The organism is Campylobacter concisus, from assembly GCF_003048605.1.
In the GTDB taxonomy this organism is placed as follows: domain Bacteria; phylum Campylobacterota; class Campylobacteria; order Campylobacterales; family Campylobacteraceae; genus Campylobacter_A; species Campylobacter_A concisus_BM.
Genome location: NZ_PIRX01000002.1, coordinates 195,162 through 216,520 on the forward strand (window position 1 = coordinate 195,162; position 21,359 = coordinate 216,520).

The window sequence follows — 21,359 nt, forward strand, 5'->3', positions numbered from 1 at the left end:
AAAACAATCTAGTAAGCTCTAACAAATTTAGAGCTTCTCTAAATTTATATCCTATTTTCTGAAAGTAGGATGTTTATATATGGATTTAGCAGCGTTTCGCCACGTGCTGCATAGAGCAAGACCTCTTTAAAGTAGTTGTCATTTATGCCGTAAGTGTGAAACTCATACGCCCCTATGCCGTATCCCATCGGCGTGATATCGACCCTCGAGTACCAGGCATTTTGCGCTGGGATGTAGCGGTTTGTATCTCTTGAATAGACAAACAGCTTGATCTTATCTTTGCTCTTTTGCGCCATATACCAGATGAAAGAATTTGTGACGTCGTTAAAAAAGTAGATGTCGCCATTTGACATGATCGCCTGGGCTGTGTCGTTGTTATCAGCAATGAGCGTCCTGCTCTCATAACATATATATTTATTTGGCATGAGCACCTCGATCGGCTCTGATTTGTCACTATGTGAAACTAAAATTTTATCGTCGCTTATATCAGCATTATAGGCGAGAACGGCTAAGACTAGAGCCAACAAACAAAGAGAAAAAATTTGCTTTATCAAAATAAAAATCCTCTTAACAAATAGTATTTGAGCACGTAAAGCGAGCAGATCAGCACGCAAACACTTAGCCAGATCGATGAAAATTTAAGCTTGTGCGAGTAGTTTGTCTTTGTGATGATCTCCACAAGATATGGCATAAGGCCGTAAAAAATGCCCAAAAACAAACTGCCCCAGATAAGGTAGCCAACGTAAAAATAGTCGCTTCTTAGCATGCAGTATGGGCACTTGTGATTTGGCTGCTCATAAACATAAAGCCCAAAAAAGTAGGTGATAGCATAGTAGCTAAGCACCAAAAATAGCAAATTTGCCACAAAGCTTGCCATGCTTTGCTTTAAGAAATTTAGCACCAAAATGACAAAAAATAGCACGAAAAATACGCTCACTAAGCCAAAATTTGTATAGCCAAATGGCAGCTTTGGAGCCTGAAAAGTGACCGAGCAGCAAAAGACTGGCACTTTTAGCGGGATGTTATAAAAAAATGAAATTTCTATGCCAAGTTCAATCAATATCATCACAAAAAGGCAGATGAAAATGGCGTATTTTTTCTTTAGATATGGGAAATTTAGAGCCTGCAAGTCGAGTTTATTTATAACCAGCCAGATACCAAGCCCAAATATCAGCAAAATTTTAGTGAGCATCAAGATGCCGCCAAATTTATTTGAGCCGATCACGCCAGCTGAGCACATAGCCCCTGGCACGATGTCAGAGAGTTCGTTTAGACAAAGTGCGAAAAATATAAACAAAACGATCTTTGTGCAGACGCTAAAGAGCAAGATCGTATTTACAAGGTAGTTTTGCTTTTCAAGTGAGTATTGAAGCGATGTTAGCGCGTTATAGTCCCACGATCTTACTATCCTAACGACGTAAAATAGCGAAATGCCCATCAAAACTAACAGCACAAACTCCGCTAACAAAAAGGCGATAACGGCGTTTGATAAAAATACGCTCATACTATCTCTCCGTTTTGCAAGCTAACAACTCTATCTGTGGCGCTTAACTCGTCAAAAATGCTATCGTGAGTCGCGACTATGACGCTTTTTTTAAGCGCTTTAAATGACTCTAACAATCCTAAAAATGCACGCGCATTTTGCCTATCTAAATTTGCCGTTGGCTCATCAGCCAAAATGATATCAGCATCCATTGACAAAGCCCTAGCCACCGCGCATCTTTGACGCTCGCCACCGCTTAAATTTGATACATTTTCATCTCTTTTGTGAGAGATGTTTGCGAGCTCAAGAGCCTTTTTTATCATCTCTTCACGCACATTTGCTTTGAAATTTGTTAGAGAAAACGGAGCTAACAAATTTTCATAGACGCTTAAGCCCTCGATGAGGTTAAAATTTTGAAAGACAAGCCCAAGCCTTTTGTGCCTAAACTCAGAGCAAAATGCGTCAGGCAGCTTTGCAATGTTAGTGCCGTCTATCAAAATTTCTCCGCTAGTTGGCTTTTGAAGTAGGGCTATGAGCGAGAGCAGGGTGCTTTTACCGCTTCCGCTAACGCCTTTTAGTATCACTAACTCGCCGTTATTAACGTCTAAATTTATATCTTTTAGAGCGCAAAACTCGTTTTGTTTGCCTTGGTTATAAACTAGGCTAACGCCTCTTACATTTATCATTTTAGCCCCTCATTTATGTCGCCACACGCCACACGCCACGACGGGATAAGGACAAATGCCAAAAATGGTATGACGCCAAAGACAAAGATCAAAAAGAGCTTATCAAACTCCAAAATAGGCGTGAAATTTGTAAAATTTAAAAGCTCGTCGCCTAAAAATATCCCCTTTAAAAATGGAGCATTAAAAACAAATACAAAGAGATAAGCTAACATAACGCCAAGCAAAAATGCGCTAACGCTAACGATAAAATTTTGTATAAATTTTAAAAAGATGATCTCTTTTATACTAAAGCCGATGCTTCGCAAAATGGCTATCTCACGCTTTTTACTGCCATAAGCAAGTGAAATTTGGTTTTTAAGCAGCACGAAAAATATTAGCATAACGCTAACATAAATGCTCATAAAAATTCCGCCCTTATAGTAGTAAAGATGCCTAATGTTTGCCACCTCGTCTTCTATGCTAATGGCAAATGAGTTTGGATATAAATTCTCAATCTTTAAAGCCACTTGGCTGATCTCTTCGCTATTTGGCACATCGACATATAGCTTTGTGTATTCTTCATCTTTTAAATTTAAGATAGCTCGCAAGGTTTTTGGATGCAAAAATATGGCGTTATTTGTGATAAGAGCGCTTTGTTTTGGCATGGTTTTTACTATCTTTACTGGTATCATGCGCTCTTCTGTTAAGAAGTTAAAGCTCTCATCGTAGTAAAGCTCGTTCATAGCTGCTTTTACGCCCTCGCCAACGATCATCTCGTCTTCTTTCAAGCTTTCATCCTCATATAGATGAAACCAGATGCGCTTTTGCACGAAGTAGTACTCTCCCTCCGCCACACCTCTAACATCAGCCACACCATCGATCTTTGAGATGTCGTAGATGTAGCCAGGGTGCATGAGGTCTCTTTTACCAGCACGAAAGGCGCTAACAACGATGCTTGATCTATCTTTTACTAAGTTTATAAGATCATGCTGGATCGAGCCAGAGATGAAAAGCACCGAGCTTAGCACGAAGATAATGAGTGCAAAGAGGCAAAAGCTAAAGAGATGATCCTTTTTGTCTTTAAAGAGCAAGATCACGGCGTAGTTTATGAAATTTCTACTTATCATAGACAAAGCCCTTTTGCTCTTTTAGGCTAAAGCTAGAAGCTAAATTTGCCCTTGTTATCTTTGAAATTTCTCTTAGCTCATCTTGCTTTGATTTGTAGTCAAAGCTAAGGTAGTGCGCCGCTAAAAGCGTGTAAGAGAGTCCAAAAAATAACGCCAAAAATGCTAGAAATTTCACTTTATTTACCGATAAATGTCTTTATCTCGTCAAATTTTATGACACCTTTGCCAGCGTGATCTTTCATAAAGCTATTTGCCTTTGCTTCGTCTTTAAACGGGATAAGCTCCTCGCCCATCGGTCCAAAAACGTTTGAGCCATGAACGTAAAACGCCTCTTTTGCATCAAGCTTTTCAAGCGTGTAATAATCACTCACATAAGCCTCTTTCGCCACCTCATCAGCAAAGTAAAAGTGCGCCATATCTTTTACACCATCAAAGTAATAATCCTTGCCACCAGCCTTGATAAGCGTCGCCCACTGCTTGTTTTTTATAGGCATGCCACACACTGCACATCTTGCATCCTTTGGTAGCTCGATGCGCTCTTTTGCCCCTTTATAGGCATTTATGTTTGCCTCACTCGTCAAATTTCCAGCCCACAAGGCAAAAACCGCACTAAGTAACAAAGTTATAAATTTCATCTTATCTCCTTTAGTTTCTCTTTTTCTAACTCGCCCTTTTCATAGAGCTTTTTTAACATCTCATCATCAAATTCTATCTCGTAATAGCCCTTTACAAACTCGCTAAATTTATCAAACTCATCAAAGGCATAGCCAAGCAGCCAGCGTCCGCCGTTATTGCCACCGACTAAATTTTGATGCTCCGCCCCGTCATACCAGATAAAAAAGGTCGTCTGCTCTATCTCATCTGGCAAGAAGTAAGAGCGAAATTTAGCAGCCTCGCCACTATAAATTTGCTCTATCACGCTTTTGTCTGCCATGCTAAGCACATTTAGCTCATTTTCATGATCAAACCCTCTAACAAGCACCGCCTCACGCGTAAATATCACATCAAGTAGATCGCCCTGCCCGTTATCTACCACGTATCTTAGGCTATTTTCATCCTCTTTTTTAGAAATGAGCCTTAGATACTCTTCATCTGGCTCTAAAAAGGCACTATCAAGTAGATAAAGTGCCTCAAGGCTTGCCTCTTTATTGCCCCAGTTTTTAAAACTCATCAATGTTTTCCTAAAATTTCCAAATTCTCGCACGCCTCTTTTAGGCCATTTTTGCAGCTTTTAGTGAAAATTTCACGTGCTTTTTCTACATCCTCTTTCACGCCTTTGCCCTCAGCTAGCATGATAGCGTAGTTGTTGCAGCCCTTTTCATAGGCGTATATGCACGCTTGCTCGTAAAGTTTTGTCGCTTTTGTTAAATTTTGATCGACGCCCTGGGCATAGACATATAAAAAGCCAAGGTTGTCACATCCTATGCCAGCTTCATTTGCGCAGGCCATTTCATAGTATGTTTTGGCTTTTGCGTAGTCTTTCTCGGCGCCTTCGCCCTGAGCGTATAGGTAGCCAAGGTTACTACATCCCATGCCGTCACCTGCCTTGCAAGCCTTTTCATAGAGCTCTTTTGCCTTTTTTAGATCTTTTTCTACGCCAGTGCCATTTGCATAAAGCAAGCCAAGCTCGGTGCAGCCCTCGTTGTCGCTGCATGCTTTTTCATAAAATTTAACTGCTTTTGCTAGGTCTTTTTCTACGCCTTTGCCCTTTTCATAGACGTAGCCAAGGTTGCTACAAGCCATAGAGAAATTTTGATCGCAAGCCTTTTCATAAAGCATAGCCGCCTTTGCCTCATCCTTTTTGACGTTGCCATCACCCCTGCTGTAAAGCACTGCTAGGTTGTAGCAGCCTGAAGCCTTTTTCTCTTTGTCGCAAGCATCTTCATAAATTTGCGCTAGTTTGTTGTGATCATCTTTTGCGTTTAAAGCCTCTTTGATGTAGCCAGCATTTAAAACGCACAAACTAGCAGCCAATAAAACCAAACTCTTCTTCATCATATCTCCTAAACTACTTTTATATCTCTGCCGCGGTAGGCTAGGGCGATCAGCAAGGCAAGAGCCGCTAAGATCAAATATATTAGCCCTGAGACGCCAAAGCTCTCACCATTTGCGTATGAGTGAAGCCCGCTAAGGTAGAAATTTACTCCAAAATATGTAAAAAGCACCGAAGCAAATGATAGCACGCTAGCCGTTAAAAAGGCAAAAACGCCCCTAAGCTTTGGTATAAACCTCAAGTGAAGCACTATGGCATAGATGATGATCGTGATGTATGACCAGCTCTCTTTGCTGTCCCAGCCCCAGTATCTGCCCCAGCTCTCGTTCGCCCAGACGCCACCTAAGAAATTTCCGATAGTTAGCAGGCTAAGACCTATGATGAGGCTTAGCTCGTCGGTTGCAGCTAGGTATCTTATCTGCTCGCTAAGTTTTTGCTCATTTTTGTCATTTTTTAGAGCCATCAAGATAAGTCCCACAAGCCCCAGCACAAAGCCAAAGCCCAAAAAGCCGTAGCTTGCTGTGATGACGCTTACGTGCACGCTAAGCCAAAATGACTTTAAAACTGGGACTAAATTTGTTATCTGAGGGTTTATAAAATTTAGATGAGCAACGAGCAAGCTAACACTTGCAAAGAGCGAAGCAGCGCCTAGTGCGAAGCTTTGATGCTTGAAAAATAGCACTCCAGCTAGCACGCTTATAAGCGAGATATAAACTAAACTCTCATAAGCATCGCTCCAAGGTGCGTGACCTGAGATGTAGGCACGTAGGGCTAAATTTAGAGCATGCACTATAAATGCGGTAAAAAACGCAAGGCTAATCGCTCTTTCAAATCTAAATTTCCTCCCAAAAAATAGCCTATAAAAGCCAAGAGCGAGCGAAGCAAGAGCTAGGATCATGTAAAAATAGATAAGAAATTTAAATATCTCCATTTGGTTGTAAAGCACTTCAATGCTGGCCTTTGCCTCGCTTGGTGCAAGAGAGCCTAGAGTGCTTCTTTGATAGTTTGAAATTTGCTCCAAACTCTTATCAGCCTCTTTGCACTCGCCACTTTTTACGCAAAGGCTTAAATTTTCTATATAGCTACTTAAAACATTTTTAAATTCGTTTAGAATTTCATTTGAGCCAAAGGCTTCATTTACGCCTAGCCACGTGATAGTATCACCATTTTTAGCGGGGATAAATTTTAAAATTTCTCCCTTTAGCGCAAGGTATAAGACATTTAGCCTCTCGTCAAATTTAATGACGTCGTTATCAAATTTATCTCTTTTTGAGGCGGATTTTTCATTTGCAGCCTCTACAAATTTGCCCAGTTTATAGTCGCCATCTTCGCTAAAAACATCGCTAAAACTAGCAAATTTCTCGCTCTTATCAAGTCCTAAAAGCTCATTTATCCTATCGTTTGTGATCCTAACAAGCCTTTTTTGCATCCACTCTTGTGGCGAGATGGCAAAAGAGAGCATGAGCTCATCGCTACTAAGCCCAAATAGCGTCGTTTTGGTTGAAATTTTGCTTATTACCGCCCTTGTGTAAGAGCTAGCTGGGGCGATCCTGCTATCAGTTTGAACTAAAATTTTGGCAAATTTATCTGTATGAGCTTTAAAATTTATGGCTTCATCGCTTGCGAAATTTGGCGTGGCATTTAGTAAAAGCAGGGCTAAAAGCGCAAGCTGCGTGCCTTTTATGAAGTTACAAAGTCTAAAAAATCGGCTCTTTTTGCTAAATAAATTTCCCACAAAGCCAAGGCAAAGCAGAAAATATCCGATGTAAGTTGGCACTTTGCCAGGATCAAAGCTGATCTCAAAGGCGCTTCCAAGCTCGTCAGCGTCGTATGATGATTGAAAGATTTTATAGCCCATGATGCTTAGTGGGTGATTTAGCGAAATTTCATGCTCGCTGCCTGCGATATTTACCCTGCTCGTGTAAGATGACGGGCTATTTAGCCCTGCGTAGCGCTCTAGGATAAATTTATCAAGCCTTAGTGAAAATGGTAAATTTATAGCCCTTGAGCTAAAGTAAAATTTCGCCTCTTGCCCATCAAAGCTTAAAATACTTGGCTCAAGATCATATCCAGCTCCGCCTTTTAGCTTGGCGCTCTTGCTCTTTTCATTAGCAAAGCCAGCCTCTATGCTAAGCGTGGCTGGAGCGTTTTTCTCATCTTTTTTGTAGCCAGTTATCTTTATCTCAAATTCTTTGCCATTTATATCTTTTTTGAAGCGAAAGTCGTTTTTGCCAAGCAGGCTAAGTTTTAGTGGATATTCAAAACTTTCATTTGAAATTTGCACTCTTAAAAAAGGCTTTGTGCTTTGCATATAGTTGCCGCTCTCGCCCACTCTAAGATGCAATACACCCTCTTCGCCAAAGTATCTTGTAAGCGCAGCACCGATGAAGATCAGAATAAAAGCAAGATGTATCAAAAATGCGCCAAATTTCTTATACATCTTGGTTTTTACGATGCTAATGGCTAAGCAAATGGCACAAGCTGCCATGACGCACTCGTACCAGAGTGCTTCATAAACAAGCACTCTAGCCGTCTGTGTGTCATAAAAATTTTCCAAAAAGGTCGCCACCCCTGCACCAAAAGCAAGGATAAATAATAATATTAAAGACAAGCGATAAATGTTTAAAATTTTCATCACCTGCCCTTAAGCCTTAAATGCTATAAGTCTGTCCTGCATAAAGTATAAAAACCCTAAGCAATAAAACGCCAACGACTGCTGCAAATGAGCCAAGGTAGAAGCTAAATTTCATCTTGCCAAGTGCGAAATTTAAAACAAGAGGCAAGACAAAGCCAACTAAAACAACCCCAAGCCAAAAGAAATTTGCCCAAACTCCACTATAAAATGCAACTGCCGCGCCTTGCTGATAGCTTGAGCCAAGCAAAAGTGAGACAAAAAGCATTAAAATGAGTAAAATTTCGGCGCATAAGACGTAAAACTCCACGCCATGAAGCGAGCCAAGGTCGCTTGAGTGTGGATCTTCTTTGAAAAATAGTGCCGCTATCAAGCTGCTACCACTTATGCCAGCACTTAGTCCTGAAGCTATGAAAAGCGCTGGTAAAACGGCGGTGTTTAAAAGTGGAAATCTAATAAGCACCGAGATCAAAAAGCCTGTATATGCGCAAATGATAACCGCAAAAAGCAAACAAAGCGCACTTAAGAGCGGATAAAGTGGCGATAAAATTTTCATCACGCCATCAAAAAAGCCGCAAAATGACTTTAGCTCCGCGCCAAAGGCGTATAGACACATCAAAAAGCTAAGCGGTATAAATACGCAAAGCGCGGCTACACCGATAGACATAACTGACGTGAAGTTGTAATTAATTAAAATTTTCCAAAACAAAAGTGGTTTTTCAAGGTCAGCTATCAAGCAAACCATACCAAGCATGATGCTAACGAATGCCAAAAGCGAAGCGGCCTTGAAAAATGGACTAAAGCTCTCTTGTCTTTTGTAGCGCTTTAGAAGTATGGCAGCTATTAGCGCTCCGCCACTCATGCCAGCTAGCAGAAGATAAACAGCGATCGGCCAGCCCCACTCAACTGCGTGCGAAAATGTCGCAGTGAAATTTAATGCACCATCCATCTTACACCCCCGCTTTTACTTTAGGAATATATCTAAGGCTTGGTTTTGTGCCAAGTTCTGCTCTTAGTCTTATGCTATCTTTGACAGCTAGTAACTGGCTAATATGCGAGCTCTCATCGTTTAAATCACCAAATACCAAAGCCTCATATCTGCACGCCTCAACGCAGGCTGGATCTTTTTTATCCTTTAAATTTGTATCTATGCAGAAATTACAGCTTTGGGCTGAGTGACTAAACTTATCGATATATCTCACGTCGTAAGGACAGGCTACGATGCAGTATTTACAGGCGATGCAGTCATCTATGTTTGTAGTTTGGATGCCAGTTTTTATGTCCTTGTGACAGGCTTTTGTTGGGCAAACAGCCACGCAAGGCGCATCCTCGCACTGCTGACAAGATACTCTTACATATCTTTTATCGAGCAAATTCTTTGGATCAGTCTTATCCTCTACAAAAAGTCTCATCTGTCCTTTTGGGACTAAATTTACTTTTCTACATGCCACTTCACAGTCCGTGCAGCCGACGCATTTGTTTTGGTCAAATATCATGCCAAAATGTGGTTTTTTCGCACTCTCTTCACTCTTAAAAGCAAAACCACTACTTGCCGCGCTAGCACCAGCAGCCACAACTGCCATGCGTTTAAAGAAGGCTCTTCTGCTATTTTGATTTTGCATTTTTAACTCCATTTATGCCTTAATGAGGCTTTTTAATGCCCTCATTTTGCTCTTTTTCATGAATTTTTCTTGCTGCCTCAGCTAGTTCGCCAGGCTTTAAGACCTTAATAAGCTCTATCTCAAAAACGATAGTCTCGCCTCCAGGTATCCCCTCCATGCCGCTATCGCCGTATGCAAGCTCAGGCGGGATGACAAATTTAAACTTCTCGCCCTCTTTCATAAGCATAAGTCCCTCTTCAAGTCCAGGGATCAAATTTAGCATCGAAAGATGAGCTGGAGCCTCTTTTGTCTCGTCAAAGACCTTGCCACCAGCAAAGCTTGCTTTATAATTTACTATGATGATGCTCTCAGGCTTTGGAGTAGCCCCTTTTGAGCTACTTTTTATGATCTCATATTGTAAATTTGATTTTGTTGTTTTTACATTTTTGTTTTTTGCATTTTTTTCCATATAGGCTTTGCCTTGGGCTAAATTCTCTTTTAGCTTGGCAGCCTCTTTTTCTTTTACTATCTTATCTAAGCTTTCAGCTCTTTTGTTTAGTAGCTTTGCTATCTCATCATCACTTAGTTTTAGCTCGCTCTTTAGCGCATCGCTAAAGCCTTTTATCACTGCATCAGCGTCATAGCCAACACCTAGTTGCTTTTGATCTAGCAGTCCTTTTAAAACATATCCACCACTTGTTGCGCCTATGGCATAAGAGTCGTTTGTATCGACATTTGCTAAGAGGCTAGCCACGCTTAGGCTAAGAAGTAGCGAACATTTTAAAAACGCATTTTTCATTTCAAACCCTTAAGATTAAAGGGGCTAAAACTAGCCCCTAAATGCTATAAATTTTTGTTTAGAATTCTCTGAGCTTCTTTTATATACTCTTTAGATGCATCTAGTCTTTGTTTAGTAAATTTAAATCCGTGCATACCCCACGAACCATCTTTTTCGACCATATCGATGATCTCTTGAGCGTTTTGGACAAGCTCATAAACTCTTGCTTTATCACTTGGATCTAGCTTTTTAGTCTCTAGTAGTGAGTAAATTCCCTCGATGCCTATTTTGACCTCTGAGAATTCATTTTTAACTGGAGTTTGCCATCCCATAACCTCATCATAAACTTGTTTTTGGTTTTTGAAGTGAAGTGTTGGTTTTAGCTCAGATAGCACTGGGCTATGGCAGCCTTTATTATCTTTCATATCTTTATCAGCCCAAGATGTTCTAGCGCATGCCCACATCAAATCAACATAGTTGTGGCCATTTTTATCTCTCTCAAAGTGCCAATCTTTAGCATCTCTTGGACCTTTAGCTGCGTCGCCTGGGACAAGAGATTTCTCTTTTGGATCGACCATGATCTTCCAGATGTGAGAGCGTCTTTGAGTATCAAAGCCAGCGTTGTCTTGGAACTGAACAGCGTAGAAATTCTCGCAGCTCATCATAAATGGCATGTGGCAAGATGCACAAGTGTTGTTTTTATGAGTATCTGCTTTTGATGCGATATATGCTTGAGTCTCGTGACAATCTTTACAATCTTTTTTGATCTTTGGTTTAGTGTAGAACGCACTTAGATAACCTTGATCTGGGTTGTAATTCATACCAGTTACGCTTTTATCGCCTACAACGTTACCTGTGTTGTCGTGTGGATCGTGGCAAGTGACGCATCTCATGCCTTTATCGTAGTGAGCGGTAAAGTATGATTGTGAGCCCTCAGAACCGCATCCTGGTCCCATTGATTTAAATTTAGAGCTAAGTGAGAGATCAAGCTTGCCGTTATTGAGTGGGTTGGCTCGCATTAGATCTGGGCTAAAGTTAAATCTTTGGTGACAGCGTTCGCAGTTTGATGTTCTAAAATTTGTAGCTCCATCAAGGTGACCGCCAGCTCCGTGGCACTCCTCACAGCTTACGCCTTTTGAGATAGTGTGTTTTTGAAGCTCTTTGGCATTACCAAGTGCTGCGTAAAATTCTGCTTTTGACTTAAAGTCAAATTTAACTGGGTGGCAAACCTCACAATATGATGAGTTTGCTTGGAAAAACATCGACTTTTTATGTTTTGCGGCGTATGAGGCAAGACCTCTAACATATCCGCCATTATCGCCGTACTCTTCAAGAGTGCCAGGAAATTCTGGGACAAGCTCTTTTATCTTTTTAACAGTTGCGTCATCTAAATTTAACGCCCATGTTCTTTGCCATTGGTTACCGCCAGCTACGATCTGACCTGTGCCATCTCTTAGCAATCCGCCCTCAACGTAATAAGTACCACGAAGTAGCCATGCATCGACGTAGCCCATCTTAGTTCTTAAGTGACCAACGGTTGCGTAGATTACATCTGGAGTGATACCTTTTGGAAGGATAGAAGCGGTATCTTTGTCAAATACTGGCTCAGTTAGGTTGTTATTAACCTCTGGGTGCTCGCCAGGGAAGCGCATAGTAGTTGCGTGGCGAGATCTGCTCCAGACCTCATACTGAGCCGGGTGACACTCACCGCACTTTTCTGGTCCTACAAATTTATTAGGAAATTGAAGCGATGAGGTGGCTGGAATTCTATACATCATAGAGCTATAGCCCTTACCGCCATCTCTTTTACTAAGCTTTGACATATCAAAGCCATGCCCCTCGGCAAGCCACTCTAAGCCGCGGTCATGAACGACCATTTTGCCGACGGTTTTGCCACCATACTTTGTAAAAATAGGGTGGTTTTTAAATAGCCAGTTATACATCTCTTGCTCTTCTACGACGTAGTCTTGCAAGGAGACAACACCTCTACTTTGCAGTGTGCCTTTAGGATTTGCGATAACATCACGTGCTTTATCGGACATCTGCATATTATGCTCTTCGCAACAGGCTTGTGAAGCAAAGATACTAACACCCATGAGTAAGCCTGCTAAGGCTTTGTGTAAGTTTCTCACGTCTCCTCCTTTGAATTTTTATCCTAAAATCAAAATGATTTCATACTGATAATCTTAACACCAAAAAAGGGCAGAAAAGGGGGAAAATTAACAAATTATAAATTTTCGAAACTAATTGTAAATGCAACGTGGTTTTCATCCACATTTTTAGCAAAGATTAGGGCGTTGTTTTTGCGAGCGATAAGTTGGCTCATATATAGCCCAAGCCCGCTACCGCTCTCTTTTGTGCTAAAGTGTGGCTCAAAGATGACCTTTAAAAATGAATTTTTTATCGCTCCTGCGTTATTTTGCACGCATAAATTCTTGCGATCATCTTTTAAAAAGGCGCTTATCTTTATCACTCTTGGCTTTGTGTAGCTCTGCTTAAATGCGTCTTTGGCGTTGTTTATGATGTTTATTAAAATTTGGATTATCTCATTAAAATTTGCAAATAGTTCAAAATTTTCTCTCACATCAAGCTGCACTTCGATCTGATACTTTTTGAGCATTACATTTAAAATTTTTATCGTTTGATTTATCACTTCAAGCACCTTAAATTCTTTTCTCAAGGTATTTGGACTAAAGAAATTTTTAAAGTCATCAACGGTTTCTGACATGAAATTTATCTGCTTGCTTGTCTCTTCTATAAACTCATAAATTTTCGCCTCATCAAGCTTCTTTCTCTCTTGATAGAGTTCTAAATTTATCAAAGCTGAGCTTATCTGCGCTAGCGGCTGCTTCCACTGGTGCGAGATATTGCCTATCATCTCGCCCATAGAGGCTAGGCGGCTTTGATGTATCATTAGCTGCTCAGTCTGCTTTTTGCTCTCCTCGCCGCGCCTATGCATCTTATAAACAAGTAGCAAAAATAGCCCAAAGATAAGCGTTATAGCGCTCATTATGACGATGACCTCTTGCAAGTGGTAGGTAAAAATAGCGCGGATTGGTATCTTAAAAGAGATCATCGCGACCGTTTCATTCACGTCTGGGATCTCTATGCCCTCCATGCCGTATTTTTCTAGCATTTGTTGTGGGGCATTTGCGCTGCTATGACAGGCTAGACAGCTTGGACTTTGGTTTTTTATAGGCAGACCTACAAAGAGCTGTGAGCCATTTTCATCTTTTATTATCTTTACAAATTCTTTAAATTTATTCTCTTTAAAGCCGTGCAAGACGCCAGCTTCAAATTCATTTGGCTGGTGAGCCTTATTTAGCGGAGCGATAGCAACTAGCTTGTAGTCAAATTCAAGGTTATATTTTTTCTTTTGGATGTTGTAAATTTCACGGCTTATATATGAGGACGATAGAAGTCTCTCGTCAAAAAAGTCCTCTTTTAAGATACCCTGCTCTTTTAACTGCTCGATTAGTGGGCGCTGAACTCCAGCGATGTACTCTCTTACAGAATTTATGCCCTCTAAAACATAATACGCCTCTTTTTTGGCGTCCTTCATCGCAAGATCGTTGTAGAAATTTAAAACAAGTGCTGAGACTAGCAGATAGACAAAGATAAAAGCACCGACAATTAGCTGAAATTTATATCTCACAAAGATAGCCCACGCCGTATAAATTTTTGATCACATCTTTACCAAGCTTTCTTCTAAGCTCCTTTACGATGGTCTTTATCGCCTCTTTTGTCGGCTGCTCGTAGTCCCATATGTAGTCAAAAATTTGCTCATAAGTGATAGTTTTGTTTTTGTTGTTTAAAAAGTACTCCAAAAGTTTGCTCTCGCTCTTGCTTAGATGAGAAATTTCGCCATTTACATAAAGCGCTTTTTTGCCAAAATCATACTCAAGCTCGTCATTTAGCCTGATAGTTGGTGTGCGTCCAACTAGCTCAAAAGCCACATCTTCAAGCGCTTTGATGAAAGACTTTTTATCATATGGTTTTGCGAGATATCTTGTGATCTTTAGCTCAACTGCTCGCCACAAATACTCTTGTTCGACGTGGCTTGAAAGTATTACGATAGGGATTTTTTGATTGATAGCTCTTACTTTTTTAGCGATCTCAAGACCATCGATATTTGGCACGCTGATATCAAGCACTAGCGCGTCATACGCCCCACCAATAGCAAGCTCAAGCGCATCAAAGCCGTCTGTGACGCCTTTAACCTCTGCGAAAAAGAGCTCCAGCGAGGCGCAGATATTTCGTAAAATCGCCTCTTCATCCTCTAAGCAAAGGACCTTTTTGTTTGATAAAACATCTAAAATATCATACTCTTGCATACGTCATCTCATCTCTTAAGCCAAAGTGCCGACTTAAATAACACAAAATAAAAACTATTTCATAAATTTACATCATGATCGTAAGCTTAAAGTAAAAAATCAGTTCGCTACTTAAGTGATAAATTTAAAAGAAAAAGTTAAATTTAGACAAAGATTTGGCTAAATTTATCAGGTTCTAAATTTTGAAAGGCTAGTGTTTAGATTATCAGTCATCTTTGAAAGATGAGCGGCTGCAAGTGAGATTTCATCCATGCTTTTTGAGTTTTGTTTTGAAATTTCATCGATATTTACGATGCCTTTTATCAGCTCTTCGACCTTATTTCCAGTCTCTAGATAATCCTTCGTAGAGGTCTCATTTAAGCTAACGCTCTCGTTCATTAGCTGGTTCATATTTTCTATTTTTTCATTGATTTGGGCTGATTTTTTGCAAAGCTCGCCAGCTTTTTTAGCATTATCACCGATAGTTTGGCTTGAGTTTGAGATCGCTTCAACGATTAAATTTATAGTCGCATTTATCTCGCTTAGGCTATTTTGCGTGCGTTCAGCCAGCTGCCTAACCTCATCAGCCACGACTGCAAAGCCACGTCCGTGCTCACCAGCCCTTGCTGCTTCTATGGCGGCATTTAGAGCAAGTAAATTTGTCTGATCAGCGATATCATCGATGATATTTAAGACATCTTTTACATTTTTAGCTTGATCAACTAGGCTTTTCATAGAGCTAGCTAGTGAAATTTCGCTATTTGCAGCCTCATCTACATTTTTACTAAGCCCCAAAACATCGTTTGAAACTTCATTTATATATAGACAGGTTCTTTCAAGATTTTCTTTGCTCTTCTTAGCCTCTTCAAATGAGCTCTTTATCTCTTCAGACATATTTTTTGCCATATTTGTCGTATCTGTGACGATTAAAGAAGATTTATTGGTTAAATTTGTAGTTTGAGCTGATGTTGAAGAGAGTTGCTCGGCGATAGAAGAGTTCTCATGCGCTAGGCCTTTAACACTTTCTATAACAGATCTTAGCTCACTTGTTAGGTCGTTTATAGAGCTTTTGATGTTTGAAATTTCATCTTTGCCGCTAATTTCTAGCTTTTTAGTAAGATCGCCTCTGCCACTTTTTATCTCATCTGACATCTCGGTTAAATTTGCAACGATATTTTTTATAGGTTTGATGATCGCCCTACTTAAGATAAATAGCACGATAGCTATCAAAACAACCGTGATCAAGGCGCAAGCGATGATAAAGGTTTTTGTATTTTGGCTATTTTGCTCGTTTAGCACGACCTTTGTCTTTTCTATCTCGTTTGCCAAGTCATCGACATATACGCCGCTTCCTAGCATCCACTTATATGGCTCAAAATTTGCAGCATAGCCAAGCTTCTCCACTGGCTCCTCGCCCTCTTTTTTCGCCCAGCCAAATGTGACAAATCCGCCGCCTTGTTTAGCCTTTTCGATGAGCTCTTTTATAAGAAGTAGCCCTTTTGGATCTTTTAAGCCGATTAAATTTTTACCCACAAGCGATGGCTTTTCAGGGTGCATCAAAACAACGCCGTCATAGTCATAGATGAAGATATAGCCAGTCTTGTCGCTAAAGAATTTTAGCTTTGAGACGACTCTAAAAATTTCTTTTTTTATCTCATCGTCGCTTAGCCCTTTTTCTTTGCCGCCATTGTAAATTTCACGCATCATTTGATTGATTGTCTCGACGTCATCTTTTAAATTTTCTTTTCTGGCATTTACCAGCTCGTCGTAGGACTTATGGGTGAAAAACTGAGTTAGATCGCTTGAAAATTTGCTATTTAAAAAGATGAGCAAACAGCTGACAAGCAAAACTGAGAAAACAAAAGTGAGAATTATCTTTGTAGATATTTTCATAGCACACATCCTTGCATTTTGGGATCTCCTAAAAATTTTGTGCCATTTTATACATTCAAATCTTAATTATAAATTAACTTTTTAAATTTAAGAAAAAAAGAGAAAATTTGATGAGAGAATTTACTCAAAGCCCAAAATAACGAATAAGTTACAAATATTATTATCTTAAGCTTTGAGCGTAAAAAATACGTAAAATTTAGTAGCCTTTAGTTGCCTCTGCTTCCAGGCTTAATCGCATTGCTACCACTCTTACAAAGTGGACAGCGCTCTGGCTCGTAAATTTCAAATTCAAAATTTCCCAAAGCAAAAAATGGCTTATCACTTGGCAGTTTTGCATTTGCCTTAGCTTCATTACCTAAATTTGCAACCTTGCAAAAGCCGCGGTTCGCAAGTGCCGCAAAGCCAACCACCTCGCCCCCAAGGCTCTCTATGACACGAGCTGCTTCAAGTGCCGAGCCACCAGTTGTGATGATATCTTCACAAACTATAAATTTCTCGCTTTTTTTCACTTCAAAGCCGCGCCTTAAGCTCATCACTCTATCAACGCGCTCGGTAAATATAAAACGCTTTTTTGCCGCACGAGCTAGCTCATATCCAGCTAAAATTCCACCAAGTGCAGGAGAACAAACACTATCAAATTTAATGCCAAATTTCTCTATCACACGCGCTAGCTCATCTGCTAGCTTTGCTGCAAGAGCAGGATCTTCAAGCACCTTTGCACTTTGCAGATAAAACTGCGAGTGGTTGCCACTACTTAGCAAAAAGTGCCCCTCTAAATACGCCCCAGCATCCTTATAAATTTTCTCTAAATCCATCGCTTTTTCCTTTTAAAATTTGCCAAAAATCTTAACACATACCCACTTAAGCCACTCTTTTTAAAATTTAATAAGCCCCACGCTTGTATAATTCTTGCACTCATACAAAAAGGACACTCATGCTTCTCTTTAACCCTGTTGTTTTTAGCATTTTGGTGATGACGGTGCTATGTTTGCTGCGCTTTAACATCCTGCTTTCTATCCTTATCTCAGCCCTTGTTGCTGGTGTCATGTATAAGCATGGTTTTAGTGGATTTGAAAGTGGTTTGGCAAGCGGTTTTGAGAGCTTTTTTACGGCCTTAAAAGAGACCACGCAAAGCCTTATAAGCGGCATGCAAGGCAACCTTGAGACATCGCTTAGTTACATCTTGCTAGGTGCTCTTGCAGCTGCCATCGCAAATACAAATTTAACAGCCATTTTGATAAATGCAATGAGTAAATTTCTTAGCTCAAATAAGGTCATTTTTACGCTAACTATCGCGTTTATCGCTTGTTTGTCTCAAAACTTGATCCCAGTTCATATAGCCTTCATACCTATCTTGATCCCGCCACTTCTTGCTCTTATGAACAAAATGGGCATAGATAGACGTGCGGTGGCTTGCGCTCTTACATTTGGACTGCAAGCGCCTTATGTGAGCATTAGCGTTGGCTTTGGTCTGCTTTTTCACAATATCCTTAAAAAAGAGCTAGCAAACAACGGCATAAATACAACCATCTCAGACATCTCATCAGTCATGTGGATAGGTGGGGCTTCGATGTTAGTTGGTCTTATCATCGCCATTTTTGTCTACGGCAGAAAGAGAATTTATAAAACATCTAAATTTGAAAAAGCCGAGCTTGACGAGATCGAGCGCGCAAAAAGCCTTGAGATGACTAAAAAAGAGTGGGCGGTCTTAGCTGGTGCGGTTGTCGCCTTTGTCGTGCAAATTTATACTTCGCTCTTGCCACTTGGCGCGCTACTTGGACTTTTGGTCATGGTCGTTTTTGGAGGCATCGAATACAAAAAAGTAGATAAGATCATGGATAATGGCCTTGCTATGATGGGCTTTATCGCATTTATCATGCTTGTTGCTGCGGGATATGGCACCATTTTAAGAGAGAGTGGCGGTATAGACGAGCTTGTAAAATACGCTAGCTTGGTATCTGGCGGCAAGATAGGCGGAGCACTTTTGATGTTACTTATCGGACTTTTAGTCACGATGGGCATAGGCACTAGCTTTGGCACTATCCCTATCTTAGCCTCTATCTACGTACCGCTTTGCCTTAGCCTTGGCTTTGGTGTGCCAGCTATCATCTTGCTAGTTGGCATAGCAGCAGCTCTAGGCGACGCTGGAAGCCCAGCAAGCGACAGCACACTTGGACCAACGAGCGGTCTAAACGCTGATGGTGAGCACAACCACATATATGATACTTGCGTGCCTACATTTGTATTTTTTAACATCCCACTTATCATCGGTGGCGTCGTAGGTGCGTTGATACTTGGATAAAATTTGGCGTTAAAAGCGCCAAATTTCTCTTTTACTTTTTTCTCTTTTTGCCGATATAAATTTTGGAACATCTTTTGCTTTAGAAAGATTATTAAAAAATTTTAAAACGAGAAAAAGGATAAGCTCATGATGAGATCACTTTGGTCTGGTGTTTCAGGCCTACAAGCCCACCAGATAGCCATGGACGTAGAAGGCAACAATATCGCAAACGTCAATACCTATGGTTTTAAATACAACCGCGCAAATTTTGCTGATATACTAAGCCAAACTCCAAGAGTAGCTACCGCTCCACAAGGTCAGCTAGGCGGTCAAAACGCTATGCAAATAGGTCTAGGAACGACTATAAACTCAACTACAAGAATTTTCTCACAAGGCACACTAACAGCCACTGATAAGCAAACCGACCTTGCTCTTCAAGGAAATGGTTTCTTTGTCGTCTCTCCAGATGGCGGAACGACAAGATACTATACAAGAAACGGCGACTTTGTTCGTGATAAGGCTGGCAACTTCGTAAATAACAGCGGCTATATCGTTCAAGGCTGGACTAGAGATGATGAGACTGGCACTATCGACTCAACAGGTCCTATAAGCAACATCGTCATCAAAGAAGGCCTTACAACTCCAGCAAGAGCGACAACAGAAGTTAAAATAAAAGGCAACCTCGACTCAGGTAACAGCATCGGTCAAAGAAGTACCCCTATTTACGCACTTGATTCAATAGCTGGCGGACGTGACTTTAATAACGATGGAATTTTAAACGCTAACGAAGTTCATAACGAAAACGATACAAACAACGATGAATTTTATACAAACTCAAGAAACGAGCAAATTTTAACAGAGCGTGGCGTCGATCTTGGCGTTACATTTGACGAGCTTGGAAACGGTCTTGCTCTAAGAGATGGTCAAGGTATCTGGGTAAGCTACGCAAATGCTAAGACTGAGAAATTTTCAGTAGGTAGCGCTCTAGCACAAAACATCGGTCAGATCAACCCACCAGCTACACTTGATATAACACTAAATGGACAAAACATCAAAACTCAAGCTGGCACAATGACAAGCATCAGTGACGTTGCAGCTGCTATCAACGCTCAGTACAACAAAACTGGTGTTAGAGCTGAAATTTCAGAGGGCAACAAACTAACGCTTATAAACAGAAACAACTCAGGCACAACTGAAGAGACAAAAAACATCCACCTAACAGTAAATGCTGGAAACACAGTTGGCGGTCTAGCTAGCAAAGATATCATCACAGCTTATCAATATGTCTATACAAGCTCACAAACAACAGCTGTTCACCCAAATAACGACAAAATCGCAAGACAAATAACAACAACAGAAGATCTTCGTGCTGCTATGCAAGAGGATGCTAGAAACCACGTTGATTATAACGGCGATGGTCAAATAAGAGCAAACTCTGATGCTCTTGATGCAGCAAAACTTGCAACTGCTGCTCACAAGGTAGCTCCAGGTACAGGTGGCGCAGCTATAACAAATCCAGCCTATGCACTAGCATATAACAACGCTTATGCAGCAGCAGCTGGCACACCTGATCAAAAACACGCAGCAGGTGTTGCTGCACTTCAGGCAGTAGCTGGAGATGATACGAACGATGGCGTAAAAATAACTGTAAATAAACTAGGTCAATTTCAACTAGAAAACCCTACAAATGAAATAGCTGATCAAGCTCTTTATATGACTACAACTGGTCTTACAAAACCAGCTCAAGGCACAAACAACGCAGCAGTAAATGAAAACGTTCGCTTTACAAATATCATGAAAGCACTTGATGGCGCACTAAGCCCAGGTCAAGCTCTAAGAGCAAGTGGCAAGATGATGATGTCAAGCCACGGCTCAACGGCTGAAATTTTTGACTCACTTGGCTCAAAACACACAGTTAGTATCAGATGGGCAAAGACAGGCACTACAACAGATGGTGGAACTGAGTGGAATATGATCATCCAAGTGCCAGAGCCTGCTAAGATAAACTACACAGGCGAGGGTCCAGACAACGTCGTAACTGGCTCATTGAGATTTAACTCAAACGGCTCACTCGCTAGCTTTCACCCAGCTACGATAACATTTTCAGCTAACAACGGCTCACAAAGTGGTCAAAATGTTAGTTTAAATTTTGGTTTGGGAACTGATTTTAACGGACTAACAAGCTTTGATAAAGACTCTTCAACTGAGTCTATCTCACAAGATGGCTACACAGGTGGCACACTAAATGACCTAAAGATCGACGAAACTGGCACTATCATCGGTGCATTTACAAACGGCCAAAGCTTTGGTCTAGCTCAAGTTGCACTCGCTAGCTTTACAAATAACGAGGGTCTTCAAAGTGAGGGCGGAAACGTCTTTTCACAAACTGCAAACTCAGGCGAAGCAGTCATCGGCGCAGCAGGCACAGGCGATAAAGGAACGATCGCAGCTTCAAAACTAGAAGCTAGTAACGTCGATCTAAGCCGTGCGCTAACAGATCTTATCGTCATCCAAAGAGGCTTTCAAGCAAACTCAAAAACGATCACGACAAGTGATGAGATGCTAAACACACTTCTTCAACTAAAACAATAAT

Annotated in this window: 18 protein-coding genes and 2 pseudogenes; 2 read left to right on the top strand and 18 right to left on the bottom strand. The window is 40.8% G+C overall.

Going from position 1 to position 21,359, the window contains the following annotated elements; genetic code table 11:
• Positions 1 to 44: 44 nt before the first annotated feature.
• The 18 genes and pseudogenes from CVS86_RS02220 to pyrE all read right to left on the bottom strand — a co-directional run bounded on the left by CVS86_RS02220 (position 45) and on the right by pyrE (position 17,300).
• Positions 45 to 554: a hypothetical protein gene (locus CVS86_RS02220; RefSeq protein ID WP_107790827.1), complete on the bottom strand. Its 510-nt coding sequence runs from the start codon at positions 552 to 554 to the stop codon at positions 45 to 47.
• Positions 551 to 1,504, bottom strand: a complete 954-nt coding sequence (locus CVS86_RS02225; protein WP_107790828.1) for a hypothetical protein — start codon at positions 1,502 to 1,504, stop codon at positions 551 to 553. Before CVS86_RS02225 ends, CVS86_RS02220 begins: the two co-directional genes overlap by 4 nt.
• The gene (locus CVS86_RS02230) at positions 1,501 to 2,169 is read right to left on the bottom strand and encodes an ABC transporter ATP-binding protein (RefSeq protein ID WP_107790829.1); all 669 of its coding nucleotides are present in this window, start codon (positions 2,167 to 2,169) and stop codon (positions 1,501 to 1,503) included. Before CVS86_RS02230 ends, CVS86_RS02225 begins: the two co-directional genes overlap by 4 nt.
• Positions 2,166 to 3,275 (bottom strand): ABC transporter permease, encoded by a 1,110-nt coding sequence (locus tag CVS86_RS02235; RefSeq protein ID WP_107790830.1) that lies wholly within the window; start codon positions 3,273 to 3,275, stop codon positions 2,166 to 2,168. Before CVS86_RS02235 ends, CVS86_RS02230 begins: the two co-directional genes overlap by 4 nt.
• Positions 3,265 to 3,450 (bottom strand): hypothetical protein, encoded by a 186-nt coding sequence (locus CVS86_RS02240; protein WP_107790831.1) that lies wholly within the window; start codon positions 3,448 to 3,450, stop codon positions 3,265 to 3,267. Before CVS86_RS02240 ends, CVS86_RS02235 begins: the two co-directional genes overlap by 11 nt.
• Before the next feature lies 1 nt (position 3,451).
• Positions 3,452 to 3,910 (bottom strand): nitrous oxide reductase accessory protein NosL, encoded by a 459-nt coding sequence (locus CVS86_RS02245; RefSeq protein ID WP_107790832.1) that lies wholly within the window; start codon positions 3,908 to 3,910, stop codon positions 3,452 to 3,454.
• The gene (locus CVS86_RS02250) at positions 3,907 to 4,446 is read right to left on the bottom strand and encodes a hypothetical protein (RefSeq protein ID WP_107790833.1); all 540 of its coding nucleotides are present in this window, start codon (positions 4,444 to 4,446) and stop codon (positions 3,907 to 3,909) included. The genes CVS86_RS02245 and CVS86_RS02250 overlap by 4 nt, the downstream gene beginning before the upstream one ends.
• Entirely contained in the window at positions 4,446 to 5,273 is an 828-nt protein-coding gene (locus tag CVS86_RS02255; protein ID WP_107790834.1) for an SEL1-like repeat protein, read from the bottom strand. Before CVS86_RS02255 ends, CVS86_RS02250 begins: the two co-directional genes overlap by 1 nt.
• 5 nt (positions 5,274 to 5,278) lie before the next feature.
• Positions 5,279 to 7,903 carry a cytochrome c biogenesis protein gene (gene ccsA / locus CVS86_RS02260; RefSeq protein WP_107790835.1) on the bottom strand — a complete coding sequence of 875 codons (2,625 nt, stop codon included), beginning with the start codon at positions 7,901 to 7,903 and terminating at the stop codon, positions 5,279 to 5,281.
• 16 nt (positions 7,904 to 7,919) lie between these two features.
• Positions 7,920 to 8,849: an NrfD/PsrC family molybdoenzyme membrane anchor subunit gene (nrfD, locus tag CVS86_RS02265; RefSeq protein ID WP_107790836.1), complete on the bottom strand. Its 930-nt coding sequence runs from the start codon at positions 8,847 to 8,849 to the stop codon at positions 7,920 to 7,922.
• Between the two features lies 1 nt (position 8,850).
• On the bottom strand, positions 8,851 to 9,522 hold the full coding sequence (locus CVS86_RS02270) for a 4Fe-4S dicluster domain-containing protein (RefSeq protein ID WP_199906503.1): 672 nt from the start codon (positions 9,520 to 9,522) through the stop codon (positions 8,851 to 8,853).
• 19 nt (positions 9,523 to 9,541) lie between these two features.
• Positions 9,542 to 10,300: an FKBP-type peptidyl-prolyl cis-trans isomerase gene (locus CVS86_RS02275; protein WP_103638523.1), complete on the bottom strand. Its 759-nt coding sequence runs from the start codon at positions 10,298 to 10,300 to the stop codon at positions 9,542 to 9,544.
• Positions 10,301 to 10,344: 44 nt separating this feature from the next.
• On the bottom strand, positions 10,345 to 12,411 hold the full coding sequence (locus CVS86_RS02280) for a cytochrome c (protein ID WP_009295151.1): 2,067 nt from the start codon (positions 12,409 to 12,411) through the stop codon (positions 10,345 to 10,347).
• Between the two features lie 95 nt (positions 12,412 to 12,506).
• Complete coding sequence (locus tag CVS86_RS02285) at positions 12,507 to 13,934, bottom strand: DUF3365 domain-containing protein (protein ID WP_107790838.1); 1,428 nt, start codon at positions 13,932 to 13,934, stop codon at positions 12,507 to 12,509.
• Complete coding sequence (locus CVS86_RS02290) at positions 13,924 to 14,613, bottom strand: response regulator transcription factor (RefSeq protein ID WP_107790839.1); 690 nt, start codon at positions 14,611 to 14,613, stop codon at positions 13,924 to 13,926. The genes CVS86_RS02285 and CVS86_RS02290 overlap by 11 nt, the downstream gene beginning before the upstream one ends.
• Positions 14,614 to 15,098: 485 nt before the next feature.
• A pseudogene (locus CVS86_RS10200) lies at positions 15,099 to 15,288 on the bottom strand (methyl-accepting chemotaxis protein); the annotation flags it as partial.
• 351 nt (positions 15,289 to 15,639) lie between these two features.
• Positions 15,640 to 16,494, bottom strand: a pseudogene (locus CVS86_RS10205) (cache domain-containing protein); the annotation flags it as partial.
• 197 nt (positions 16,495 to 16,691) lie between these two features.
• Positions 16,692 to 17,300, bottom strand: coding sequence for an orotate phosphoribosyltransferase (pyrE, locus tag CVS86_RS02300; protein ID WP_107790841.1), 609 nt, complete (start codon positions 17,298 to 17,300; stop codon positions 16,692 to 16,694).
• Positions 17,301 to 17,419: 119 nt separating this feature from the next.
• Here pyrE and CVS86_RS02305 point away from each other — a divergent pair, with 119 nt between their 5' ends.
• Together CVS86_RS02305 and flgE are read left to right on the top strand one after the other, a co-directional pair.
• Positions 17,420 to 18,787, top strand: coding sequence for a Na+/H+ antiporter NhaC family protein (locus CVS86_RS02305; protein ID WP_107790842.1), 1,368 nt, complete (start codon positions 17,420 to 17,422; stop codon positions 18,785 to 18,787).
• Positions 18,788 to 18,913: 126 nt separating this feature from the next.
• Positions 18,914 to 21,358, top strand: a complete 2,445-nt coding sequence (gene flgE, locus CVS86_RS02310; RefSeq protein ID WP_107790843.1) for a flagellar hook protein FlgE — start codon at positions 18,914 to 18,916, stop codon at positions 21,356 to 21,358.
• Position 21,359: the final 1 nt, after the last annotated feature.